Consider the following 24,812-nt stretch of genomic DNA (forward strand, 5'->3'; position numbering starts at 1 on the left):
ACAAACTATAGTATCCCTAATGATTATCTCGAATTTTCACAATTAAATACTGATACGCTATTGGATAAAAATTTTTTATCAACAATTGAACCTACATCTTATGGGTTTGATTTTTTAGAAACATACCGCTTTCTTTCTATTGAAAAGGTAACAAGTACTACTGGTTATGAACATGAGCAAACGTTAGCTGGGACAACTTTTTATTTTGCAATTGATGGTCCCCGTATGATTGGCTTTCATTATTTAGAAGAGAATGTCTCTCCCGTAATATTGTTTGCGGATTTTGAAACACTAAATACTATGGTTCTCGCAACATCCTTTACTAAATTTATTGCTAAAATGTCGCAGCATCTCTTTACTCCAGAGGAAGCTATGCTAAATTGGTCTCACGATAAAATAACTTTTCATCTAAAATATTATAACCAAGAAGATTTTTTGACTTCACTCAACGCGTTGGAAGATCTACCCGACAAAACATTTTGGACACAACAGATGGCTAGACGTTTTATCGAGGGTACTGTTGAGGAACAATTAGCCATAGCAAATGCAGTTTTGGAACAAGTGTTATATTTCAAACGTAAGCTACCTGCTGATTGGCTTAACGATTGGTTATCTATCTTAGCATTGCCTCACACAAAACAATTATTAACTGAAATTACAAATGAATGGAGGAATTGATATGACACAACCAAACGTGTTATTTGTTTGTCTAGGAAATATTTGCCGATCAACAATGGCTGAAGCGATTTTTCGAAATGAAACGATAATACGCAATTTGAATTATATTAGCGATTCTGCAGGAACTGGGGATTGGCATATAGGCAAAGAACCACATAGCGGTACACGCGAAAAACTGATTGAAAACAACATTAGTTATGCTGATATCTATGCCCGTCAAATAAATGTTAAAGACTTCGATGTTTACGATTACATCATTGCGATGGATTCACAGAACTTAAAAGATATACAAGCACTCGCACCTTCAAACTATATTGGTGAATTACACACGCTCTTACACTTCTCACCAAATACCAACTTAGTTGATGTGCCTGACCCTTATTATACGGGGGATTTTCAAGAAACGTTTAATTTAATTACAGATGCGATGCCTGGATTATTTAATGCTCTTCAAAAAAACAGTAAATAAAAAACGTCATATCGACGTTTTTTTATTTACTGTTTTTTGTCTTTCTTTTTTTGAGCAGCTAATAATTTATCGGCTTTATCGATTTTATCACTGAGTTCTTTTTTACGCGAGTCATTTTTAATATCATCCAGTTTTTCACGAATATCTTTCAAATTCTTTTCGGTAACATTTTTGGCTAAACGATTTTCTTTTTTATCTGTAAACAATTGTGTTATTGACAGTTCAGTAACATCACTATATTCTACCCAGGATATCAACTCTGCTTTTTTATCAATTGCCTCTGCTTGTAATTTAACATTGCTAATATTCTCAACTTTAAGCGCCTGTAATTCTGTCACACTCAAACCATCACTAAATGAGTTTCCATCATCTGTCGAAAAACTATCTAAGGTTGCTAAAATTTCAGTTTGTTGCAAGAATAAACGCTCAGCTTTATTTATTTGCTTATTCAAACTTCCTTTAGCCTGTTCATTATCAACCTCTTGTGTTGCTGTACGAGCATTTTTCAATGTCGTTTCAGTGACTTTATCAGCTAATCGATCTTCACGATAAAGTTGATTGACGATCAATGTTGCTTTTTCTAATTTTGCATCCTCTATCGCTTTAACGTTATTAACGTGACGTACGGCAAATATTATTGCCATCACAACAATAACAATCGTAATTATAAATATAATTCCAAATATTTTATTTTTCGAGCGAGTCTCCTCTTTCATCGACTACAATTCCCTTCAATATAAACTCAAACCTTATATTTTCCCTATTATTATTGTATCATATGTGAAAAGCGAATAGGTATCGATATACTATTAAAAAACGATATAAAAACGAAAGTGACTTAGCGACTGACTACAATGTTGTACCCGATAACTATCCTAACACTTTAATTTCATACTACTAATTTTTAATAAAAAAATAGTATCTCGACAAAATGTCGAAATACTATCCTTCTTTTTCACAGTAATTATTTGTGCTTGGTAACTTTATCTAAAGTTCCTATTACTACAAAACGTTTACTGGTTGCATCTGCTGTATCACAGGTGAAAAGGGTAATACGTTTGTCCCCTTTATCATCCAGTATATCAATATCAGTTTCATCAACAATTTTAGTTTCTACCACTTTATAATGAAAATCTTTTTTCTTATCTGTGATAACGATATCCGCACCCTTTTTGATTTCCAATAGTGGTCCAAATAACAATGAGCTATCTCGCATGTGATGACCTGCTAAAGAATAATTTCCTTCACCCATTTTTTGTTCTTCCAACATTGTCGTTGCACCACCTAAAAGGTTCGCATCATTTGTCCCTTTAAGGATAGGTAAGTATAAATCAACACTGTTAATTTTAATTTCACCAATAATCGCATCTTTATCTACTTTCATACTGTTGTTAAAAACAGAAGTTGTTGATAAGCGTTTAACCGCATTATAATCATTTTTAGAAGCATTTTTATTATTTTTTTCAAATTGTTCTGCAGTTAATGAAGAATCAACCTTACTGGTATTTGCCACAATCATATTTTTAATCCAAGGTGATAAAATTAATAATACACCTATAATCAAAATAATAATCGGAACTATTAATTTTGTTTTTTTCACTTGTTTTATCTTCCTTTCCTCTGACATGATTGATTTGATAACTCAGTCTCTTATATTTTACCCTAATATAGTCAGTTAATCACGCTAAACTTTACTTGTTAATGAATATATTTTGAACATATCTTACTATAATGGCTCCAAATAATAAAAAAATGCTCTGACTTGGTAGTCAGAACATTTTCGCATTATTTAATTTGATCAATCGATATGTTTAAGGCTTTGGCTACACGTTCACCATAATCTTTATCAGCTTTATAGAATTGTTTTGTTTGTCTTATTTTAATTTCTTCAAGACGAACTGTACTCAATCCACCCACGATATTATCTACTAAACGTTGTTTTTCATCTTCACTTAATAAACGATATAAATCTCCTGGTTGAGTGTAAAAATCATCTTCTTGGTATGAATGATTACCTGCAATACCCTCGATTTTTAGTGTTGCATACTTATCAACTGGCGACTCTTTTGGCCCACCAAAACTATTTGGTTCGTAGTATACGTCACTCCCCCCATTATTGTCGCTACGCATACTTCCATCTCGTTGATAATTGTTAATTGGATTTTTAGGTTGATTTACTTTAAGTAGATTATAATTAGGTCCGATGCGGTGACGTTGTGTGTCAGGGTAAGCAAACACACGACCATGTAACATCTTATCTGGAGAAAAATCAATCCCTGGTACAATATTAGCTGGTGAAAAAGCCGCTTGTTCGATAGTCGCAAAATAATTTTCAGGATTACGATTCAAAGTCATTGTCCCAACTTCGATTAACGGATAATCTTTTTGTGACCATACTTGCGTGACATCAAAAGAATTAAAGCGATATTTGGCTGCATCTTCCAACGGCATTATTTGTACACTTAATGTCCATGAAGGAAATTCGCCATCTTCAATCGCATAAAACAAATCTTCAGTATGATAATCTGGATTTTGGCCAGCTAATCTTTCAGCTGCCTCAGCAGTTAAGTTTTGTACCCCTTGGTCTGTTCTAAAGTGATATTTCACCCAGAAGCTTTCACCCTCAGCATTAGTCCAACGATATGTATGGCTACCATAACCATGCATATGTCTGAATGATGCTGGAATACCACGATCTGACATTAAAATTGTTACTTGGTGCAATGATTCTGGTGATAAAGACCAAAAATCCCAAACGGCTGTGGTACTCTTTAGATGCGTTTGTGGGTTACGTTTTTGTGTATGAATAAAATCCGGGAATTTTAATGGATCACGGATAAAAAATACAGGTGTATTGTTTCCTACAAGGTCATAGTTACCTTCTTCGCTATAAAAGCGTAATGAAAATCCGCGTGGATCACGTAAAGTATCAGCTGAACCTAATTCACCCGCAACAGTAGAGAAACGTGCAAGCATTTCTGTTTCTTTACCTACTTCAGATAAAAAATCAGCACGCGTATATTTTGTTAAATCGTTCGTCACCTTAAACACGCCATGTGCCCCTGCGCCTTTAGCATGTACAACACGTTCTGGTACACGTTCTCGGTCAAAGTGTGCCATTTTCTCAATAAAATGAACATCCTGCAGTAATACCGGACCATTAACGCCCGCAGTCATCGTATTTTGATTATCGCCAACTGGTGCGCCTGTGTTAGTTGTTAGTTTAGCATTGTGCTGATTTGTCATTACGCCACCTCTTTTTTATAATTATTATCATTTAGTAATGATTATCTCCAATGATAAACTTTTTTAGGTTTCTTTGCAATAAAATTACGCAACAGAGTCATTCAATTTATGTTTCTTCTATATCAATTTTTGACATTAACGTCTGATTGATTTACCTTTATTTTGGATTTTAGACCTTGAATGTGGTATTATAGTTTCAGTCTAGCAGGTGAACTTTACTTTTTTTGTAAAAACGTCAACCTGTTGTTTTTGTTTGATTTAAAGCCTGAATATATAGGAGAGATATTAATGATTAGTTTTAAAAATAAAAAACAGTTTAGCAGTGCCATTTTATTCTGCTCAATTGCAGTTATAATGTTTTGGGTAAAATCTTATATCACCTATTCGACCGCCTTTAACTTAGGTATCGAAAACGGTGCGCAAAAGTTCTTACTCTTATTAAACCCATTAAGCGCAACACTGTTCTTCCTTGGGTTAGGATTATTTGCTAAAGGGCGTCGTGCATTTATATGGATAATTATCGCTGACTTCTTACTCAGCCTACTATTGTATTGTAACGTTGTATATTATCGTGAGTTTTCTGATTTCATTACAGTACCCACAATGTTACAGTCAAATAATTTAGGTGATATGGGAGGAAGTATCGTTGCTTTAATGCGACCAGCAGACTTCCTAGTGTTTACAGATGTAGTCATCTTAATCTTACTACTCGTTTTCAAAGTATTTGTGCCAAATCGCGAAGTACGCGTCCGTCCGCGCAAAACAGTCGGTATACTTACATTAGCAATCGCTGTTTTTGCAGCAAACCTTTCATTAGCTGAAATTGATCGTCCACAATTATTAACGCGTGGTTTTGATAATAACTACCTTGTAAAATATCTGGGTATGACCAACTTCATGTTATTTGATACTTACCGAACAGCTAAATCTACTAAAGAAAAAGCAAGTGCCAGTGGAACAGATACACAACAAGCACTTGATTTCACTAAAAAAAATTACGCAGAACCTAACTCAAAATATTTTGGTGTTGCCAAGAATAAAAACGTCATTTATATTCATCTTGAGTCTTTCCAACAATATTTGATTGATTTCAAATTGAATGGCGAAGAAGTAACGCCAACAATTAATAAGTTTTTCCATGATAAAGAAACAATTGCCTTTGATAACTATTTCCACCAAGTAGGTCAAGGTAAAACAAGTGATGCTGAAATGATGCTTGAAAACTCATTATACGGTTTAGCAAGTGGATCAGCTTTCACATCTAAGGGTAACAACGTTTATCAATCTCAACCAGCTATTCTTGGTCAACATGGTTATGATAGTGCTGTTTTCCACGGTAATACACGTTCATTCTGGAACCGTGATGCTATCTATAAAGAATTCGGTATTAAAAATTTCTTTGATTCAAGCTATTACGATATGAATGAAAATGATACATTAAACTACGGATTGAAAGATAAACCGTTCTTTAAAGAATCTATTCCAATGCTAGAAACATTGAAACAACCGTTTTATGCAAAATTCATTACATTATCTAACCACTTCCCTTACCCAATTAGTGAAGAGGATGCAACAATCAAACCTGCAACTTCAGGTGATTCAACAGTAGACAGCTCATTCCAAACAGCACGTTATTTAGATGAGGCTGTTAAACAATTTATGACTTACTTGAAAAAATCTGGTCTTTATGATAATTCAGTAATTGTTATGTATGGTGACCATTATGGTACTTCAGAAAATCGTTCATCTGCGCTTGGCGAAGTATTAGGAAATGACGACGTGACACCTTTTGATGTTGCACAATTACAACGCGTGCCATTTATGGTTCATGTTCCTGGCGTAAAAGGTTTTGTAGATCATTCTTATGGTGGTCAAATTGATACATTACCAACTGTTTTACATCTATTAGGTATTGATAGTAAAGATTACCTTCAATTTGGTACAGATATGTTATCAAAACAACATAATCAAACCGTACCATTTAGAAATGGTAACTTTGTAAGTGATAAAGTGTCTTATATCAATGGTGTCTTTTATGATCAAAAAACAGGCGCTGTCATTCCAAGTGACAAAGTAACTGACGAAATGAAAGCTCAACATAATTACGTGAATAACTCACTTGGTTTCTCTGATAAGGTGCTGCAACAAGATTTACTTCGTTTCTATACACCTAAAGGATTTAAAGCAACTGATCGTTCAGATTATAACTATAACCACCAAACGGGCGATCCAATAAAAAAAACCACATCCAATGAGGATTAGTGATTGATAGCCATTCACATTCATGCTAGAATAATAAAGTAATGTTACAAATAAATATTTTTATGGTGAGACAGTTTATAGCACATTGATGCTAATAAATGCTTTTTTTGGAAAAGACTCCTGCTAATTTAGCGATTAGCAGGAGTCTTTTCTTCTGGATACTATTAAGTGAGGTGGAATATATGAAAAAACAACTTGTCTTTAATATCTTTAAAATCGTTATCGGATCTTTTATTTTCGCACTTTCCGTTAACATGTTTGCTCTCTCAAACAAACTTGGTGAAGGTGGTGTAACAGGTACTACCATGGTCTTATTTTATCTATTCGGACTTGCACCGGCCTTAACTAACTTAATCTTAAATGGTATTTTAATGATTATTGGTTATAAATTCTTAGATAAATCAACCATCTATTACACAATCCTGACTATCGGTTTGATTTCATTATTTTTACGTTTAACACATAACACAGGTATGCAGTTAGAACACCCATTAGTGGCGAGTGTCGCTGCCGGTATTTCAATGGGTGTTGGTATTGGTTTGATTATGAACAGTGGAAGTACAACCGCAGGTTCAGCTATTCTTGCTAAAATAGCTAATAAATACCTTGGCTGGAATACAAGCTACGCATTGCTATTCTTTGATTTAATTGTAGTCATTCCATCCGGTTTTGTTATTGGCTTTGAAAACATGATTTTCACTGTAATTTCATTGTACATTTCAACAAAAGTATTAGACCTTATTTTAGAAGGAGCTAACGTTAAGAAATCAATTATGATCATCTCTGAAAAACATGAAATTATCGCGAATATGGTTGAGAAAAAACTCGACCGAGGTATCACGGTTTTACATGGTCATGGTCATTATACAAAACAAGAAAAACAAATTTTGTATGTCGTCGTTAGCCGACAACAATTGCGTGAAGTTACAAACTTTGTTCGCGAAATTGATGATAAAGCATTTGTAATTATCAATGATGTTAAAAGTGTTGAAGGTGAAGGCTTCACACATAAATTAACACATTAACAATGAAAGAATAACAAGCTCATTCTACTTTATCCAAATGGGAATGCTTAAAAAAAATCACTCATTAGACTAAGGAAATTAAATTGTTATAGACTGGTTCATGTCTATACTCCAATTATATTTTCAGGTCTAGTGAGTTTTTTTGCGCTTATGAAATTTGGATCAAGTAAGCTTGGAGTTCTGGAGACAAGAACATTAGACCTAAAACTTAAATTTCAGGTTCAAAGAAAAAAGCCACCCAATAGGGGTGGCTTTTACTTACTTCTCTATTGCTTCGTATTTCACTGGCGCATGTAAGTCGACATCATTACTCGCTGCAACCGCAACGACAATGAGATACGAGCTATAGACCGTTAAAATTAGACCGGCAATTGTAAGCGCGACACGGAATGGCATTCCCATGAGTTGTTTACCTCTCTTTTCGAGTATAATTGTCAGCAGATTTGCTTGGCAGTCTGTCGGTCTGACACTTTAATTGTATGTTTTTTTCAGTATTTTTGCAATCATTCTTATTATTTACGTAATTTAATAAATTCAATCTTGTGATCGACACCCTTTTGAAGAATCAATTTTGCTCGATTTCGTGTAGGTTGTATGTGGCGTTCTAGATTAATTTCATTGATTGTATGCCATACATCATTAGCAATTGCATGTGCCTCTTCATCTGTTTTTTCAGCATACATGTGAAAATATGATTCTGGATCTTGGAATGCCGTTTCACGCAACATCATAAATCGTTCAACATACCATTTCTGAATCAAGGCTTTTTCGGCATCCATGTAGATTGAGAAATCGAAAAAATCCGTTGTGAAAAACGGTTGTTTTAAATTACCTTGTAAAACATTAACACCTTCAACAATTACAATGTCTGGCTCAATCAACGTTTGTTTTTTTTCTTCTAAAACATCATAGCTTAAATGCGAATAAATTGGGACTTTAATTTGTTTTTGCCCACTTTTTAATTCACTTAAAAAACGAATGATACGTTTACCATCATAACTTTCTGGAAAACCTTTTCGATCCATCATCTTCTCAGCTTTTAATACTTTATTAGGGAATAAAAAACCATCCGTAGTGACTAAATCAACATTCAATTTTGGTAATGAATAGCTTAATAATACTTGCAAGAGACGAGCGATTGTACTTTTACCAACAGATACACTTCCCGCAATCCCAATGATGAATGGTGCCGGTTTATCTAACTGACCAAAGAAACGATTCAATTGATTATTTTTAGTTTGAAATTCCGTTATGTGTATCTCTAAAAGTTTAATTAATGGTAGATAAACTTCACTTACATCTTGAAGTGATAAACTATCATTTAAACTTTCAATTCTAGCAAGCTCTTCAATCGATAGGTTTGGCAATGTGATTTTCTCCAATTTCTGCCATTCTTCTCGAGTGAATTTACGGTATAATGCTTCTTTCATTTTTCATTATCCTTTCATCTGTTGCTTATTATATGCTTATAGAACTCAACTCCCTACATTATACTTTAAATAGCTGCTGATGAACAATATCATACTTGCCAAGCTTGTGAATAATTGCTTAAAGTTTCAAAACATTGGTATAATGAGAATGTAAGAAAACAAAAAGGAGTGAACCTCATGAATAAATTTTTAAAATGGCTTTTCGTTGCCTTTGTAACGCTGATTTTGCTACCCTTCACTATTCTCTTTTTCATCTTCCGTAAAGCAAAAGGCGTACCTGTTGCTCACCCAGAAAATTTAGAGAATTTAGATGAAGATGCTAAAGAATATGTAAAATCAAAAGGTAGTACAACTGATATTGGCACCCGTTATAAATATCTCCGCATCACAGATAAATTAACTCCCGTTCGACCTTCTGTGCATGTTGGACTCGTAGAAGATAAAAAGATTAATGGACCTAAAGGAACACAATTGCCAATACGAATCTATACACCAATCGCTGATGGCCCCTATAAAGTAATGCTTTATTTCCATGATGGTGGTTTTATCAACGGCAGCATCCAAACAACCGATGCATTGGCTCGTGATATAGTCGAAGAAACCGGCTTTAAAGTTATCACAGTAGATTATCGTCTTGCACCAGATTCACCATTCCCAGCTGCAATTGAGGATGCCTACACGGCACTTGAATGGGCACACTCACATCCAGCAAGTCTTGGATATGATGGTACTGGATTTATCGTTGCAGGTGAAGGCGCTGGAGCTAACTTAGCTGCTGTAATTAGCATCATGGCCCGTGATAAAAAGTCGCCTGCTACTATAAGTGAACAACTGTTATTCAGCCCAATCACTGATATTTTCTCTCGTGATGCAAGCGTCCTCTATCCATCATTTGATACATTTGATGAAGGATTTGTTCTTACAAAAGATGGTTTGGATAAAATGTTTAGTCTCTACATAGCGGATAATTATAACTTAAAATACAATCCGTTAGTTGCTCCTATTCGTACGAAAGACTTAAGTAATTTACCGCCTGCCTTAATTATTTCAGCACAGTTCGATCCATTACGCGATCAATCACGTAAATATGCTGAAGCACTTAAGAAAGCCGATGTGACAGTTGATTACCATGAAATTGAACGTGTTACACACGGTTACATGGAACACTTGCCTCGTGCAGCTTCACATGTATTACAGCTCGTTAACAAGTTTGTAAAATAAGCGCCTAAAACAAAAAAAACAACCATTAATCAGAACCTCTAGATTAATGGTTGTTTTTTGTTTAAAACTAAGTATTTTATGCTCACTCTTGTTCTATGTTGTTCACCCTCACTTAAACTCACTCAGCGAGGCCTTAAATCACTTTTATTGCTATCCTAATAAAGAGTTACCTTTCGACCATTCAATGGCTGAACAGGTCGTATAGTGCCGTATAATAAATCGTATAAATTAACTGCTTGTTTTTTTCCTAGTGTAATTGGTTTTTGCCAAACCATCCAAGTCACACATTCTAATGTTGGAGGTGTTGTAAGTGAACCTTCATACACAAAAGCATTTTTGCGTTCTTTACCTAAAAAATCGATTGGATTAAATGTCCATGCGCCTGTTTCCCCTTTATCACGCGCACGTAGCCATGTTTCTGGCAATCCTTTCAATTCCTTGTTATCCTCTTCACCTATTTCAAAGAAGAAAGCCATGACGACAATTCCGCCCTGATCATTGGTATGCACTAAGTGACCCTCTAATGGATAAACGCCACCATTCACTTGATGCTCGCTCGGCATATGCATGTGCCAATTTGTTAAGTGGTATTTTAAACCGTTATATGTGATAAAATTATCGTCTGTCTTTGGATATGCATGGAAGACTTTTGCTTCAGTCATCACACAATCAAATTCTGTTTTTTTATAATGATAGGTTAATGGTAATAATTCAGTTGTAAGTGCCGTTTCACCAACATTGATATTAATAGGTGATTGAGCACGCCCCGTTTTTGCAATCGCAAACGCCTCACATAAATCACACCAATGTTCTGGACCTGTTCCATCATCTTTATATGTCCATTGTTTTGTTAATGCTATCCCCATAGTCAACCCCCTAAAAAAGTTATTCTCATTATTATAATATTAATTTCCCTTTTTGTCACCGTTTTGACATTTTTAGTTGTAAATATAACTCATTATAATAGGATAAATTCTTTTTACCTAAGTCATCATAAACCTCTAACCCTTTGGTATTATTGAGGTTTGGATAAAAGCGTTTATCATTAGCAACTTCTTTTGGTAAATACTTCATCGCAGCTGCAACAGGTGTAGAATAACCTACATATTCAGCATTTATTGCTGCATTTTTGGGGTCCAACATAAAGTTCATAAATTTATAAGCAGCCTCTTTATTTTTTGCACTTTTCGGTATCGCCATCGTATCAAACCATAAGTTGGTCCCTTCAGAAGGAATGACATAATCCAAAGCCGGATTTTCTTGAACAATGTTAGCAGCTTCTCCTGACCATACTACACCAACTGATGACTCATTATTTTCAATCATTAATTTAATTTCATCACCAACGATTGCTTTTACATTAGGCATCAGCTCTTGTAATTTTCGTTTTGCCTCTTGTAAATGTTGATGATTAACATCATTAAGTGAGTAGCCCAAAGTATTTAAGCCCATACCCATTACCTCACGGCTGCCATCTACTAACATAATTTCATGCTTTAATTCAGGTTGGTAAAGATCTTTCCAACTCTTTATTTTCATACCATTCAACATCTCGCTATTATAGAGGATGCCCACAGTTCCCCAAAAATAAGGAATCGAATAATGGTTACCTTCATCATAACTTAAATTAACAAAGTGCTTGTCGAGGTATTTTATATTCGGAACCTTACTTTGATCTAATTTTTCAAGTAGATTCGCTTTTTTCATTTTTGAAATTGTATAGTCAGAAGGAACAATTAGATCAAAATTTGTTCCGCCTTGTTCAATCTTAGTCATCATCGCTTCATTACTATCGAACGTTTGATAACTAACATGTATTTTGGTTTCTTTTTCGAATTTTTTTATTAAATCAGGGTCAATATAGTCTCCCCAATTGTAAATTGTCAACGTATTTCCAGCTGTATTACCGCCATTTTGGTTCATTTTAAATGCAATTCCTAAAATGACAAAAGCGACAATCAAAATTGAAGTGAAAAAGTACACTAATTGTTTCATTTTGTCACCCCTTGTTTCTTTTTCTCTTTACTACTAATCGCATAATACCCTAAAACTAATGCTAATGTAATCACAAATAAAATGGTTGAAATAGCATTGATAGAAAGCGATACACCTGTTCTTGCTCGCGAATATATTTCAACTCCAAGTGTTGAAAAACCATTTCCTGTGACGAAAAAAGTAACAGCAAAATCATCTAGAGAGTAAGTCAATGCCATGAAAAAACCGGCAAAAATCCCTGGTGTAAGAGATGGTAGAATCACTTTTGTTAAAACTTGCCATTGATTTGCACCTAAATCTTGTGCCGCTCTAACTAACGAAGGGCTCATTTCATTCAATTTCGGTAAAACCATCAGCACAACAATTGGTACGCTAAAAGCAATGTGTGCAATTAATACTGATGCGAAACCTAATTTTAAACCAATCATGGTAAATAAAATTAAGAAGGATGCACCAATAATAACATCTGGGCTGACAATAAGAACGTTGTTTAACGTTAAGATACTATTTTTATACTGACGCTTCGGAGCATAACGAATTGCTAAAGCTCCAAAAACACCTATTACAACAGCAATAGTCGATGATAATAACGCTATAGCAAAGGTATCAAGCACAATCATAATCAAGCGTTGGTCTTTAAAAACCTCTGCGTAATATTTTAAAGTAAAGCCTTCAAAATTAACCATTGTTCCTGCTTTGTTAAATGAAAACAATGCCATATAGAGAATTGGAATATAGAGGATTGCAAAAACAACCACAAGGTATACATTCCCCCACTTCAAGCTCTTTTTCATTTGCCTCCCCCTTTCTGCTTACGCTCACCTGTCGCATACATAATAATCCCCATTGCAATAATTAATACAACTGCAATGGTCGACCCCATACCCCAGTCCTGTGTCACAAGGAAATGTTGTTCGATTGCTGTTCCTAATGTCACCACACGATTCCCTGAAATAAGGCGTGTAATCATGAAAAGAGATAAAGCTGGAATGAACACAGCCTGGCAGCCTGCTTTTACACCATCCATTGTCAACGGTAAAATAACGCGTTTAAATGTTTGTGTACTCGATGCACCTAAATCACGCGAAGCACGAATCAAAGAAATATTCATTTCCTCTAAAGAATTAAAAATCGGCATAATCATGAAAGGTATAAAGATATATGTTGTAACAAAAACATAACTAAAATCAGTGAATAACAAATTTTGGGCTCCGATACCAATAAAGCCAAAAAATTCATTCACTGGCCCATATGCTCCAAAAAGTCCAATAAACGCGTATGTTTTAAGAAGTAAATTAATCCAAGTTGGTAAAATAATTAATAGTAACCACAGTTGTTTATGTTTAGTATAAGTCAGTAGATAGGCTGTCGGATAAGCAACTGCCAAACAGAAAAATGTCACCAAAAAAGCATACCAAAAAGAACTGACTGTCATTTTTAAATAGACTGGTGTTAAAAAGCGTCGGTAGTTATCGAATGTGAAATTTCCGCTAACATCAAAAAATGAATAGTAAGCGACCAGCAAAACGGGTAATACAACAAAAAGAACAATCCATAAAAAATAAGGGATAGAGTATAAGCGTCTCGATATTTTATTCATTTTCACACCTCACTGTATGCTTCAAGGCGTTTATCAAAATCAGCTTCAGTTTCAGCTAGCCCCATGACATGGATATTTTCAGGACTGAATTGTAGACCAATCTGTTCACCAACCACTGATTTGGTAGTTGAATGTACCAACCAGTCATTACCTTCACTATCAACAGCGAAAATTTCATAATGAACGCCGCGGAATAATTGTGATTGTACCGTTACTTGTAATTTACCTTCTGCAACCGACGTTAACACTAAATCCTCAGGACGGATGACAATATCAACCACTTCATTTTTTTGCAAACCTTGGTCAACACATTCAAATACTTTACCTGCAAAAGATACGCTAAAATCTGCTAACATTTCACCTGCGATAATATTCGATTCTCCGATAAAATCAGCAACAAAACGATTGATTGGTTCATCATATATATCTATTGGTGTACCACTTTGTTGAATCTCACCTTCGTTTAATACAAAAATTTCATCTGACATTGCCAAAGCTTCTTCTTGATCGTGTGTAACAAAAATAAACGTGATACCTAAACGACGTTGTAATTGACGTAACTCATTTTGCATCGCTACACGTAATTTCAAATCCAAAGCAGACAAGGGTTCATCCAACAAGATAATATCCGGTTCATTTACAATAGCACGTGCAATCGCAACACGTTGACGTTGTCCACCACTCATTGCTGTAATTTCACGTTCTGTAAAACCAGTTAAATTCATCATTGTTAAAGCTTCTTCAACTTTTTGAACAATTACCTTTTCTGGTGTTTTTTTCAAACGTAACCCAAATGCTACATTTTCAAATACATTAAGATGCGGGAATAACGCATAATCCTGAAAAACGGTATTGATAGGACGTTTATTTGGTGGTAAATGATCAATTTTTTTACCATTCAATAAAATACTGCCTGCTGTTATATCTGTAAAACCAGCAATTAATTGTAAAATCGTTGTTTTACCACAACCAGAAGGTCCTAACAATGTGTAAAACTTTCCTTTTTCGATTGAGAAATTCATATTTTTAAGTACAACTGTATCTTCATATGTTTTTGTTACATCTTTAAATTCAATAATTTTCTCTGCCATTTTGACACTCCTTTATAAATATGACTCTGTCGCTACTAGTATAATCGTGCTTTCTGCTTTGCTACCGTTATATATCCGATGTGGTTCAGAAGCTTGATAATAGAGCGCTTCACCTTGCTTAATAACATGCGTTTGTTTTCCGAACTCCAGAACGACTTCACCTGCGAGACAATAACCAAAGGTTTCTGATAAAGACGGTTCAAACTGTTTATAGCTACCATCATTACTAAAAGTAACAATAACTGGTTCCATTTCTTTTTCATTAGATTCAGGTACCAGCCACTGTAAACGATAACCTTTTTCAGTGTCTTCATAGTGCGTGTGTTCTGTCACATCATAAACGATTTTTTGTTCTTGAGCTTTCGCATCAAAAAAACTTTGAGGTGTCACGCCCAGAACTTCTAAGATATCAAAAAAAGTTTCCATTGATGGCGAGCTACTTTCATGTTCTATCTGCGAAATGTAACCTTTTGATAAATCAGTTCGCTCAGCTAATTCTTCCTGAGTTAATCCTTTTTTTAAACGGAGGTTTTTCAATTTACTCCCAATATCCATTGTTTTAATGCCTCTCTTTCATGTTGTATCACATTCGATTTTTTATTTTTAGGTTTATATAATTACTGCTCGTTTCTTTGAGTATCTTTCATAATAATGAGTCTCTGATTTTCAGTTTTCACATTAAAATGAATCGCATCGATACTTATCACGAAGTTTAGTTTGAGTAAACTTCAAGTTTACTAACAAAATAATTATACTCTTTTTTTTTCTAAAATCAATCCTTTTCAAAGCTTTTTTCTTGACCTTTTTCAGAATTGTAACTATACTGGTTACATAGATAAAAAATAAAACTATTGGAGGCTATTCTTATGAAATTAGGTATTATTGGTGCAAGTGGTAAAGCAGGGCAATTTATTTTAAACGAAGCTCTAAAGCGTGATATTAGCGTGACTGCAATTGTTCGTGACAAAGGAAAAATTTCACAACCCGTAACAATTATCGAAAAAGAAGTTTTCGACTTAACAACTGAGGATATTTCACAGTTTGACGTTGTCATAAATGCATTTGGAACCCTTCCTGGTGAAGAAGAATTACATGTTAAAGCTGGTCGTCATTTAATTAAAATTTTCAAAGATACTGACACACGTTTAATTGTTGTGGGTGGTGCCGGTAGCCTTTATGTTGATCCTGAAAAAATCACTCGTGTAATGGATACACCCGATTTCCCGAAAGAATTTTTACCTACAGCAACTAACCAAGGTCTTAACTTAGAAGATTTACAAGCCTCTTCAATTCATTGGACATTCTTAAGCCCATCAGCATTCTTCGATGCAGCAGGGAATCGTACAGGTAAATATGTCACAGGAAAAGATCATTTATTAGCAAATAAAGCAAACGAAAGTTATATCAGTTATGCTGATTATGCAATTGCGATTATTGATGAAGCACTTGCTGGTAAACATTTGAATGAGCGCTTTACTGTCGTAGCTGAAAAAAATTAATAAAAACATACTAATAATATAATCTCGTAATACCGTATATTGAGTCAAAAAAAGAAGCGTTACTGCAAATGCAGTAACGCTTCTTTTAGTTATTTAATTATCGCTAGTCCTCTGGTGATTGACTATCTAATAGGTATGTTTCCATAAAGTTAATATTTTGACGAATATCATGTGCCATTTCTCGGGAAATACGACCTTCTTCATAATATTTTTGAAGAGAATCACGTTCAGCTTGCAAAGCACGAATACGAATATCATTTTTAACCATTTCAAAATCAGCACTATGCTTTAATGCACCTGTTTGATTTTTCAATCGGCTAAGAATCATTGCTTGTTCACTTTTTAATGAATTAACAATACGTTGATTTTCTGGCGTTGCAATATTAGCTAAATACTTCATCGCCTTTAAGCAACTTTCCTCACGCCAATCTTTAATAGATTGTAAATCCTCTGGTGAAAATTTCTTTTTATCACCCGTTGCTACTTTGCGACGAGTTGTTCGCCATTGCATCAGAAAACGAACAATACTTAAGAAGTAATAACGCATGCGTGTCCTTACACGTTTTTCGATTCGTGTTTTCGTTGCTTGAATCGTTTCTGAAAGTCTGTACGCAATCAATTTTTTGATTTTTTCTTCATGAACATATCGTATCAAAACTTCTTCTTGAATTCGTAAAACATCCAAACGGAGATTTTTTTCTTCGTTCGTCATTTGAATACCGTACTCATTAACGATTTGTCCACGCTGAACTCTTCGGATAGCTGTACGATATTCCTCAATTACAACATGAACGGCAGCTTTTATTTCAGGTTCCGGTTCAGACTCTAATTCTCGAATAACATCTCTGAAAATATCAATTTGCAAACGCGCTTCCATTTCTTCAATTGTTTCGCCTTCTTGATGGACGGCATCTTCTTTCAATAAAATCGGCAAGAGTACATTCGAAATAATTAAGGAGACCAGAATAACACCCGCTGCTAAAAATATAATCAAGGACCGCTCTGGAAATGCATCGCCACTTGCAAGTACAAATGGTATAGACATCGAACCAGCTAAGGTAACGGCTCCACGTACACCTGCGATAGAGATAATTGCGCTCGATTCTAGTTGTTCTTTAACAGTTGTATCATCCTCATTACGTTTTTTCTCGTTGAGTATTCGTGGAATTGCCCATGAGCTGAAAACCCACACAAATCGTAAAACAATTAAAATAACATATAAAATACCAATATATAACATTACTCGCTCATTTGAGATAGCTGAATCTTCCCAGATGCTTTTCAAAATATCAGGTATTTGTGAACCTAAAATAACAAACACTAAACCATTTAATATAAAAACAATAATATCCCACGTACTTGATGAAACCAAATTTAATTTCACCACTTGTGTGTTAACGCTTTTTTTCTCCATTCCATGTACAACCCCACCCATAACTACAGCAAGGATACCTGAAACACCTATTTCTTCAGCAAGTAAATAGATTAGGAACGGCGTCACAATTTGCATGAGGAGATGGATTGTAACATCTTCCATCCCAAAACGACGTAATAAATGTCGCATTCTTAAAATTAGAAAAGCCGCCAATGCACCAACAATTAACCCACCAACTGACACTACTACAAAATTACCTGCAGCGTTCCAAATTGAAAAAGTTCCTGTTACCATGGCTGCAATTGCCATCTTAAAGGCAACTAATCCCGATGCATCATTCATCAAGGCTTCACCCTCTAATAACTGCATGATGTTTTTCGGAAGTTTAATACGATCAGATAAAGAACCAACTGCTACCGCATCTGTTGGCGATAAAATCGCTGCAAGTGCAAAAGCTGCTGGGTATGGAATTGTTGGTATCATCCAATGAATAAAATAACCAACAGCAAACGTTGTTACAAACACGAGTCCCACTGCTAACAATATAATTGGAATTCTAATATTCCAAAGAGCTCCACTGTTCACACGTTTACCATCATTAAACAGTAAAGGTGCGATAAATAATACTAAAAATAATTCAGGATTAAGTTCTAAATGCCAAAGTGAAGGAATAAATGAAAGCACCGCTCCTAAAGCAATTTGTATCAAAGGTACAGACACAAATGGAATAAAACGGTTAATGACGTGGGATAATCCGATAATGATTAACATTACCAGGATAAAATCAAATATTGCCACGATACCCACTCCTAAAGTAATAAATTCTATTGTTATTATCTCATAAAAATTAATGTTTAGTCTAATATTATGACCAGATACTTAACACCCTTTTTTACTTCAATGATATACTTAAAAAAAAGAATGCGAGGACACTAATATGACATTAAAAACAGCTTATGAAAAAACGGCTTTTCAATTTGGAAATCATGGTAAACGTGAAGTCGCTTTATTAAACAAAGCGTTTCAAAATATACCGGATAATACACCTGCTGACATGTATGGTAACGGTGAAATAATCACTGCATTTGAAACAAAGATGGCTCGTTTTTTAGGTAAAGAGGCCGCACTCTTTTTCCCAAGTGGTACCATGGCTCAACAAATTGCCCTTCGCATTCATTGCGATGACAAAGCGCTTAATAAAGTTGCCTATCATCCTTTAAGTCACCTCGAAATCCATGAGTCTGATGGTTTAAAAGAACTGCATCATATCGAAACAATTTTATTAGCCGACAAAGATCATATCGTTGATTTAACTGCCATACAAAGTTTAAAAGAACATGTAGCTGCGATTTTATTAGAATTGCCACAACGTGAAATCGGCGGACAACTGCCAAAATTTGACGAACTGGAACGTATTGCCGCTTTCTGTAAAACACACGACATCCGTTTACATCTAGATGGCGCTCGCTTGTTAGAAATTTTACCTTATTATAAAAAAGAAGCATCTCAAATTGCTGCACTCTTTGATAGCGTTTATGTTTCTTTTTATAAAGGGATCGGAAGTATCGCTGGTGCAATTTTAGCAGGTGATCAAGACTTTATTGATAAAGCAATGACTTGGAAAAAAAGATACGGTGGGAACTTAATCAGTCTCTACCCCTATATTATTCCAGCTGACTATTATTTTGATTTGCGCGTAAATAAAATGGAACTTTATTATGAAGCCGCAAAAAAAGTAGCCGCGTTGTTGAATGAGTGTCCCTCAATAACAACAGTACCCCAAGTACCTGTTTCTAATATGTTTCATATTCATTTTCACAAACCAATTGATGAAATGACATCGCTTCTAATAGCCTTGTATGAGAAAACAAATATTGGTTTAGCCAATTATCTTCGCCCTGTAAACGACACAGAATGCTCATTCGAGCTAAATTTTGGTGATGCGTTCGCAGAAATAAATCCTTCTGACTTGAAGTTATTTTTCACTGAATTAAACAAATTACTTACTTAAAAAGAACGCTTATCACTGCGAAAAGCATCAGTGATAAGCGTTTTTCTAATCTTCAATAATAATATAGGTCACTTTTAAAGGACCGTGTACACCCACTACTAAAATCGATTCAATATCAGCTGAGTTCGATGGACCAGAAATAATATTAATGACTGATCCGACACGTTCACCAGCAACAATACGCCGATTATACTCTTTTGCGGCTTGTGTAATACGGGGAACCAATTGACTTTTTGGAGTGATTGCAATGTAATGAACGGGTAAAAAGTGCAATGCACGACCTTGACCAGGTGTTGTTTCAACCGCAACTGATCCGGATTCTGCCAATAAATAATCACCGAAAACAATCCCAATGTTAGCGTTCGAAGCATTGGTAATATTAGTTTCGCGATGTTCATCTCCTGGCAACCATTTTGTAACAGTCGCTTCTGGCCATTCACCTGCTGCTAAATCAGCTAATCCATTAGCTGCAAAACGCTCATCATCTGAAATCATTACCGTCTGATTACCGTATGCATTTGTAACTTTTAGCAATGTTTCACGTAAATCATCTGGAGCTGTTAAAACAACATCTGCTAGTAATGTTTCGCATTTAGCTGTTAAAATCGCTAATAATTCATCCTGTGTTTTATCTGCTAGTTGTGTTTGCGATAAATTATTCAATGGTTCAAAATGCGGTACATCCTCACGTATGCGTGGGCGTCCCAATTTTTCTGCTAAACCATCTAAAAATTTATCACGATTATGAATTTGCGTCATTATTTTCACCTCTTTGTTTCTCTCGGGTTTTAAACCATGTACGGAAATTATCTTTTTCTTTAACCGGACGGGTCATATCGCGAACATCTGTCCAACCTTTAACCATTCCAGGTCCTTTTTTTATGACACCATTTGTTGAAAAATTAATCGCTGAGACAGGATCATGACTCGTTAAAATTCCCGATCCAAAATGTGCTACTTTCAGCGCTGATTTAAAAAGGAATGGTTTTGCTGTTCCTAATGCTACCGCACGCATCTGTACATCATTAAAACCATGCATCATTTTCTTATCATCCGTTAAAACACGACGATGTTCAATCAATAAATTATGCAGTGGGATTTTCACGGGACAAGTATCTGTACATGCACCACATAAGCTGGATGCAAATGGGAGCTCTTTAAACTCTTCATAACCACCAATAATCGGTGAAAGAATCGCGCCTACTGGTCCTGGATAAATTGATCCATATCCATGACCGCCGATATGACGATAAACAGGACAAACATTTAAACAGGCACCACAACGAATACATTGTAAGATTGATTGAAATTCAGTTCCTAACACTTTTGAGCGTCCGTTATCAACAATAACAACGTGAAAATCCTCAGGACCATCATTTTCATCTGCTAATTTTGGCCCAGCAAACGTGATATAGGTTGTTAAATCTTGTCCGACAGCACTTCTCGCAAGCAGATTATCTAATACTTCTGCATCTTCGATATTTGGGACAATACGTTCCATCCCCATCACCACAATTTGCGTTTTAGGAATGCTTTCTACCAAATCCGCATTTCCCTCATTGGTAACCAGGTTCACTTGACCTGAGTTAGCAATCGCAAAGTTACAACCTGTAATACCGATATCTGCTTCTAAAAAATGTTTACGCAAAATACCACGAACAAAACGCGCCATTCGTTGAGGATTATCATCACCATCATAGCCCAGTTTTTCATGGAAAACTTTTCTTATTTGTTGTCTATTTTTATGAATATCTGGGAAAACAATATGAGAAGGAGCATCCCAATCGTCTTCTTGTAATATAAATTCAGCTAAATCTGATTCGAAAAATTCAATATGTGATAATTCGCGAATCATTTCATTCATGCCAATCTCTTCTGTTACCATTGATTTGGCTTTAACAATTTTTTTTGCCTTTTTTTCTTCGATGACTTTTTCGATATAATTGCTAGCATCTTCGGCTGTTTCAGCAAAAAAAACATGACCGCCTCGCTTGGCAACATTATCACTAAATTGTTCTAAATAATAATCTAAATGAGTAATCGTATGTTGGCGAATTTGTTCGCCTAACTCACGCCATTGTTCCCAGTTACCAATACGTTCACGGGAACCTTCACGTTTTTCCCATTGACCATCTTGAGATTTTTCAACTGCTCGTTGCATAAATGTATCTTCTTTTGCTTTATCAATTCGTTCTTTAAAAGACTTATCACTTGTTGAAATCGGCATTTTGACAGCTCCCTTCGTTTAAGCTTTCACTTTTACATCATTGTTTAAGACTTCGGCGATATGCATAATGCGGATACGTTTACCATCACGATTAAACTTCCCACCAATATTCATTAAACAACCCATATCTGCACTGATTAAAATTTCAGCACCTGTGTTAACAATATCCTCTACTTTTTCAGTCACCATTTGTTCTGAGATATCAGGCATTTTAACAGAGAATGTTCCTCCAAAACCACAACAGTTTTCAATGTGTGCTAGTGGAATCATTTCTAACCCTTCGACTTCATCTAATAATTGATACGGTGCTTTCTTTTCTCCTAACAAACGCGTCATGTGACATGAGCGATGGTAAGTTGCTTTACCTTCTAAATGAGCACCCACATTTGTAATACCTAGTACGTTAACAATAAATTGTGTGAATTCATACGTCTTGTCATGCAACGCTGCCGCTTCATCACGGTAAATTTCATCATCTTTAAATATCTCTTTATATTCTTTTAACATTGCTACGCACGAACCTGAGGGTCCGACAACGTATTCTGCGTTTTTAAACGCCTTCATCTGATTAATCATTGAAGCACGGCTGTCTTTATGATAACCGCTGTTATAAGTAGGTTGACCGCAACAAATTTGCGATCCTGGTAAATCAGTTTTACAACCAAAGCGTTCCAGTACTTCTACCATTGCTTTTCCTACTTCTGGGAACATCATGTCTACTAAACAAGTTGAAAAAATAGTCACTTTCACAGTTTTAGCCTCTTTTCTCTGTTTTGTTTGTGTCTTTGTCCTATTACTCTAGTTTAACATATCGCATTAAAATATGTATACACAAATGTTAAGTAGGTTGTTAAATCAACGTTTACACCATAAAACATTAAAATACGTTTAAATAGATTAAAACCATATGGGTATCACAGTGGGTATCAAAAATATATGTCGGGCGCATTTAAGTATCTTACTTTTTAGTAAGGTACTTTTTTTGTCCGCTTCATGAGCCGAATCCAAAACTGGCTCGGGCATATAGTATCAATTAATGAGCGAAAAATTCAGCTTAATAAAAAGCATTCAGACGAAAAATAAGCTTCGTCATTTCTGAAAGTTAGTATTTGGAAAAAAGTATCTGTCTTTGAATAGCCTCGATTGCTCGTAAATTACAAAAATAGGGGGGGTAGTCAAAATTCGGCAGACCTCTTTTGTTCTCTTTAAGGACTCCGAAAACTCCGATAACTACTGTATGACCTTGTGCGCTCTCCTTATCTCATCATGATTAAATACACAACTAATTTAATGCAATTGATTGTAGGTGCAATGGTAACGTTTCACTCTGTTTTTAAGATAAAGGGTGCGCTTTTATATTCCCTAATGCTATTACATCGTCTTTTCAACGTTTATAGTTTGTGTCTTGTTTCGTTTTGTGTGCATGAATAAGGGTGCGAAATAGTGTTTCTAACCCTATAGGGCGTTAATAGTGTTCATATCCTTGCAGGGTTGCGAACAGCGCTCTTACCCTTAAATGATTACGTTAACCGCTTCACACTACCACACCTCAGAAAGACTTACCCCCTTATCGATACTTTGGAATGGCAACAACCCAAATTGACCTCTTGCACCCCTTGTTTGCTTATACACGTTGTTTTGAAGCGGATAGACCAAGCCAATTATGGACTGGTCTATTTTGAATATATTATTGAATGTAGAATGTAGTGTTTTGTAGTAGTTCATATTGTTATTATATATTTCCCCCTTCTGTTTATCTAATAAATTGGCATTTTTTTGATTTATAAACTGATGTGAACCATATTCTTATCAGCCCATTTACAACCTCATGCAATCAATACTTGCAATAGGTGGTAGTATGAAGCGGACACCTTATCAAAACTTAACATTTTCTTGCAACCTGCACTAAGGATCATTGAGTTCAGCTCTTTGCATGGTCTTTTTTAGGTGTCGTGATTTTTAACGTGTCCTCCTTACATTTAAAACCTCACAAAACCTTACATAATTAACTGGCTGACTTTTCAGCTTATTACCTACATAACTATAAATTGGTATACCTCAAAATACATAATTGTTATGTTTTTAGCGAACCCTAAAATTTCGATGTCGCCCTAAACACTCGTATTATTTGTACGTGCGTTATTACTCATACCCACTTATGGGCACGTAACTTTAACTCTTGCGAATTGTCATACACACCGCCATAACAATTTGTTAGGTCATCATTATACCCTAGTGATTCGCTAGGTCGTCATTACGCCCTAAAGATTCTTTAGCCCCCCTCATGAGAATATTTTTTATTTTTGAGGAAAAGACCCCCGCCCCGTTCCCCAAGTTAAATTTAAACAGTGATTTTTTTGAAGCGGGGGTATTTTGTCGTTCATCTTTAATTTATTCTACACTCATTCGCTCTTACAGACGTTTAAAACTCGTTTGCATGTAAATGCTCATGCAGAATTAAAAACAGCTTGAGGGATGAATAAATAGGACACGCCAATTTTGGCTTTACCGATTAGGACAAGGTAATTTTCCCTTGACCGCCTCAATACAATTAGAGGACAACGCAATTACTCGTTATCAACGACTGGTGAGTTTCCACCTGTCCTATATCTGAGGTCTCATGTTAGGACTGTAGCTATATTAAGATTTAACACTAACATTCTCTAACATTTCCACTATTTTC

The 24,812-nt window shown here is 35.3% G+C and carries 22 protein-coding genes; 7 read left to right on the forward strand and 15 right to left on the reverse strand.

Going from position 1 to position 24,812, the window contains the following annotated elements; all coding sequences use genetic code 11:
• A partial coding sequence (locus tag IKV95_RS10030; protein ID WP_287451757.1) for a hypothetical protein occupies nucleotides 1-678 on the forward strand: 678 nt, incomplete at its 5' end.
• Nucleotide 679: 1 nt separating this feature from the next.
• Nucleotides 680-1,147, forward strand: coding sequence for a low molecular weight protein-tyrosine-phosphatase (locus IKV95_RS10035; protein ID WP_051457237.1), 468 nt, complete (start codon nucleotides 680-682; stop codon nucleotides 1,145-1,147).
• Nucleotides 1,148-1,173: 26 nt separating this feature from the next.
• Here IKV95_RS10035 and IKV95_RS10040 read toward each other — a convergent pair whose 3' ends face one another.
• The 3 genes from IKV95_RS10040 to IKV95_RS10050 all read right to left on the reverse strand — a co-directional run bounded on the left by IKV95_RS10040 (nucleotide 1,174) and on the right by IKV95_RS10050 (nucleotide 4,393).
• The gene (locus IKV95_RS10040; protein WP_069125725.1) at nucleotides 1,174-1,863 is read right to left on the reverse strand and encodes a hypothetical protein; all 690 of its coding nucleotides are present in this window, start codon (nucleotides 1,861-1,863) and stop codon (nucleotides 1,174-1,176) included.
• Between the two features lie 248 nt (nucleotides 1,864-2,111).
• Nucleotides 2,112-2,747, reverse strand: coding sequence for a class A sortase (locus IKV95_RS10045; RefSeq protein ID WP_232515084.1), 636 nt, complete (start codon nucleotides 2,745-2,747; stop codon nucleotides 2,112-2,114).
• 185 nt (nucleotides 2,748-2,932) lie between these two features.
• Complete coding sequence (locus IKV95_RS10050; protein ID WP_029090686.1) at nucleotides 2,933-4,393, reverse strand: catalase; 1,461 nt, start codon at nucleotides 4,391-4,393, stop codon at nucleotides 2,933-2,935.
• Between the two features lie 288 nt (nucleotides 4,394-4,681).
• On the opposite strand from IKV95_RS10050, the gene IKV95_RS10055 reads away from it, so the two are divergent.
• The gene (locus IKV95_RS10055) at nucleotides 4,682-6,655 is read left to right on the forward strand and encodes an LTA synthase family protein (RefSeq protein ID WP_029090687.1); all 1,974 of its coding nucleotides are present in this window, start codon (nucleotides 4,682-4,684) and stop codon (nucleotides 6,653-6,655) included.
• Between the two features lie 182 nt (nucleotides 6,656-6,837).
• Entirely contained in the window at nucleotides 6,838-7,680 is an 843-nt protein-coding gene (locus IKV95_RS10060) for a YitT family protein (protein WP_029090688.1), read from the forward strand.
• Nucleotides 7,681-7,938: 258 nt separating this feature from the next.
• On the opposite strand, the gene IKV95_RS10065 is transcribed toward IKV95_RS10060, so the two are convergent.
• Together IKV95_RS10065 and coaA are read right to left on the reverse strand one after the other, a co-directional pair.
• On the reverse strand, nucleotides 7,939-8,082 hold the full coding sequence (locus IKV95_RS10065; protein WP_154657726.1) for a hypothetical protein: 144 nt from the start codon (nucleotides 8,080-8,082) through the stop codon (nucleotides 7,939-7,941).
• A gap of 110 nt (nucleotides 8,083-8,192) precedes the next feature.
• A complete protein-coding gene (gene coaA, locus IKV95_RS10070; RefSeq protein ID WP_029090689.1) occupies nucleotides 8,193-9,110 on the reverse strand; it encodes a type I pantothenate kinase in 918 nt (305 codons plus the stop codon).
• 177 nt (nucleotides 9,111-9,287) lie between these two features.
• Between coaA and IKV95_RS10075 the strand changes: the two genes are divergently transcribed.
• On the forward strand, nucleotides 9,288-10,331 hold the full coding sequence (locus IKV95_RS10075) for an alpha/beta hydrolase (RefSeq protein WP_029090690.1): 1,044 nt from the start codon (nucleotides 9,288-9,290) through the stop codon (nucleotides 10,329-10,331).
• Between the two features lie 155 nt (nucleotides 10,332-10,486).
• Here IKV95_RS10075 and IKV95_RS10080 read toward each other — a convergent pair whose 3' ends face one another.
• The 6 genes from IKV95_RS10080 to IKV95_RS10105 are packed head-to-tail and all read right to left on the reverse strand — an operon-like array spanning nucleotide 10,487 to nucleotide 15,572.
• A complete protein-coding gene (locus IKV95_RS10080; RefSeq protein ID WP_036026761.1) occupies nucleotides 10,487-11,197 on the reverse strand; it encodes a carbonic anhydrase in 711 nt (236 codons plus the stop codon).
• A 55-nt stretch (nucleotides 11,198-11,252) separates the two neighbouring features.
• Complete coding sequence (locus IKV95_RS10085; protein WP_069118658.1) at nucleotides 11,253-12,326, reverse strand: ABC transporter substrate-binding protein; 1,074 nt, start codon at nucleotides 12,324-12,326, stop codon at nucleotides 11,253-11,255.
• A complete protein-coding gene (locus IKV95_RS10090) occupies nucleotides 12,323-13,120 on the reverse strand; it encodes an ABC transporter permease (protein ID WP_029090693.1) in 798 nt (265 codons plus the stop codon). The genes IKV95_RS10085 and IKV95_RS10090 overlap by 4 nt, the downstream gene beginning before the upstream one ends.
• Nucleotides 13,117-13,926, reverse strand: a complete 810-nt coding sequence (locus IKV95_RS10095; RefSeq protein ID WP_029090694.1) for an ABC transporter permease — start codon at nucleotides 13,924-13,926, stop codon at nucleotides 13,117-13,119. Before IKV95_RS10095 ends, IKV95_RS10090 begins: the two co-directional genes overlap by 4 nt.
• Nucleotides 13,927-13,928: 2 nt before the next feature.
• Nucleotides 13,929-15,017 (reverse strand): ABC transporter ATP-binding protein, encoded by a 1,089-nt coding sequence (locus IKV95_RS10100; protein WP_029090695.1) that lies wholly within the window; start codon nucleotides 15,015-15,017, stop codon nucleotides 13,929-13,931.
• Between the two features lie 12 nt (nucleotides 15,018-15,029).
• Nucleotides 15,030-15,572, reverse strand: a complete 543-nt coding sequence (locus IKV95_RS10105; RefSeq protein ID WP_029090696.1) for a helix-turn-helix domain-containing protein — start codon at nucleotides 15,570-15,572, stop codon at nucleotides 15,030-15,032.
• A gap of 311 nt (nucleotides 15,573-15,883) precedes the next feature.
• On the opposite strand from IKV95_RS10105, the gene IKV95_RS10110 reads away from it, so the two are divergent.
• Nucleotides 15,884-16,516: an NAD(P)-dependent oxidoreductase gene (locus tag IKV95_RS10110; RefSeq protein ID WP_029090697.1), complete on the forward strand. Its 633-nt coding sequence runs from the start codon at nucleotides 15,884-15,886 to the stop codon at nucleotides 16,514-16,516.
• A 103-nt stretch (nucleotides 16,517-16,619) separates the two neighbouring features.
• Here the strand turns inward: IKV95_RS10110 and IKV95_RS10115 are convergent, their stop codons facing one another.
• The gene (locus IKV95_RS10115; RefSeq protein WP_029090698.1) at nucleotides 16,620-18,689 is read right to left on the reverse strand and encodes a Na+/H+ antiporter; all 2,070 of its coding nucleotides are present in this window, start codon (nucleotides 18,687-18,689) and stop codon (nucleotides 16,620-16,622) included.
• A 139-nt stretch (nucleotides 18,690-18,828) separates the two neighbouring features.
• Between IKV95_RS10115 and IKV95_RS10120 the strand changes: the two genes are divergently transcribed.
• Nucleotides 18,829-19,902, forward strand: a complete 1,074-nt coding sequence (locus tag IKV95_RS10120; RefSeq protein WP_287451762.1) for a threonine aldolase family protein — start codon at nucleotides 18,829-18,831, stop codon at nucleotides 19,900-19,902.
• A gap of 45 nt (nucleotides 19,903-19,947) precedes the next feature.
• Here the strand turns inward: IKV95_RS10120 and IKV95_RS10125 are convergent, their stop codons facing one another.
• From IKV95_RS10125 to IKV95_RS10135, 3 genes are read right to left on the reverse strand one after another with little or no spacing between them, the layout of a single operon-like run.
• A complete protein-coding gene (locus IKV95_RS10125) occupies nucleotides 19,948-20,661 on the reverse strand; it encodes a LutC/YkgG family protein (RefSeq protein ID WP_069118660.1) in 714 nt (237 codons plus the stop codon).
• Nucleotides 20,645-22,129 carry a LutB/LldF family L-lactate oxidation iron-sulfur protein gene (locus tag IKV95_RS10130; RefSeq protein ID WP_069118661.1) on the reverse strand — a complete coding sequence of 495 codons (1,485 nt, stop codon included), beginning with the start codon at nucleotides 22,127-22,129 and terminating at the stop codon, nucleotides 20,645-20,647. The genes IKV95_RS10125 and IKV95_RS10130 overlap by 17 nt, the downstream gene beginning before the upstream one ends.
• 18 nt (nucleotides 22,130-22,147) lie before the next feature.
• Entirely contained in the window at nucleotides 22,148-22,879 is a 732-nt protein-coding gene (locus IKV95_RS10135) for a (Fe-S)-binding protein (RefSeq protein ID WP_029090702.1), read from the reverse strand.
• Nucleotides 22,880-24,812 lie beyond the last annotated feature (1,933 nt).

The organism is Brochothrix sp., from assembly GCF_017549435.1.
GTDB lineage: Bacteria > Bacillota > Bacilli > Lactobacillales > Listeriaceae > Brochothrix > Brochothrix thermosphacta.

What these genes read in the sequence shown, in the direction of transcription:
- IKV95_RS10035 (WP_051457237.1), top strand. Translation starts at nt 680, where the DNA reads ATGACACAACCAAACGTGTTATTTGTTTGTCTAGGAAATATTTGCCGA.
- IKV95_RS10040 (WP_069125725.1), bottom strand. Translation starts at nt 1,863, where the DNA reads ATGAAAGAGGAGACTCGCTCGAAAAATAAAATATTTGGAATTATATTT.
- IKV95_RS10050 (WP_029090686.1), bottom strand. Translation starts at nt 4,393, where the DNA reads ATGACAAATCAGCACAATGCTAAACTAACAACTAACACAGGCGCACCA.
- IKV95_RS10055 (WP_029090687.1), top strand. Translation starts at nt 4,682, where the DNA reads ATGATTAGTTTTAAAAATAAAAAACAGTTTAGCAGTGCCATTTTATTC.
- IKV95_RS10060 (WP_029090688.1), top strand. Translation starts at nt 6,838, where the DNA reads ATGAAAAAACAACTTGTCTTTAATATCTTTAAAATCGTTATCGGATCT.
- IKV95_RS10065 (WP_154657726.1), bottom strand. Translation starts at nt 8,082, where the DNA reads ATGGGAATGCCATTCCGTGTCGCGCTTACAATTGCCGGTCTAATTTTA.
- coaA (WP_029090689.1), bottom strand. Translation starts at nt 9,110, where the DNA reads ATGAAAGAAGCATTATACCGTAAATTCACTCGAGAAGAATGGCAGAAA.
- IKV95_RS10075 (WP_029090690.1), top strand. Translation starts at nt 9,288, where the DNA reads ATGAATAAATTTTTAAAATGGCTTTTCGTTGCCTTTGTAACGCTGATT.
- IKV95_RS10080 (WP_036026761.1), bottom strand. Translation starts at nt 11,197, where the DNA reads ATGGGGATAGCATTAACAAAACAATGGACATATAAAGATGATGGAACA.
- IKV95_RS10085 (WP_069118658.1), bottom strand. Translation starts at nt 12,326, where the DNA reads ATGAAACAATTAGTGTACTTTTTCACTTCAATTTTGATTGTCGCTTTT.
- IKV95_RS10090 (WP_029090693.1), bottom strand. Translation starts at nt 13,120, where the DNA reads ATGAAAAAGAGCTTGAAGTGGGGGAATGTATACCTTGTGGTTGTTTTT.
- IKV95_RS10095 (WP_029090694.1), bottom strand. Translation starts at nt 13,926, where the DNA reads ATGAATAAAATATCGAGACGCTTATACTCTATCCCTTATTTTTTATGG.
- IKV95_RS10100 (WP_029090695.1), bottom strand. Translation starts at nt 15,017, where the DNA reads ATGGCAGAGAAAATTATTGAATTTAAAGATGTAACAAAAACATATGAA.
- IKV95_RS10105 (WP_029090696.1), bottom strand. Translation starts at nt 15,572, where the DNA reads ATGGATATTGGGAGTAAATTGAAAAACCTCCGTTTAAAAAAAGGATTA.
- IKV95_RS10110 (WP_029090697.1), top strand. Translation starts at nt 15,884, where the DNA reads ATGAAATTAGGTATTATTGGTGCAAGTGGTAAAGCAGGGCAATTTATT.
- IKV95_RS10120 (WP_287451762.1), top strand. Translation starts at nt 18,829, where the DNA reads ATGACATTAAAAACAGCTTATGAAAAAACGGCTTTTCAATTTGGAAAT.
- IKV95_RS10125 (WP_069118660.1), bottom strand. Translation starts at nt 20,661, where the DNA reads ATGACGCAAATTCATAATCGTGATAAATTTTTAGATGGTTTAGCAGAA.
- IKV95_RS10130 (WP_069118661.1), bottom strand. Translation starts at nt 22,129, where the DNA reads ATGCCGATTTCAACAAGTGATAAGTCTTTTAAAGAACGAATTGATAAA.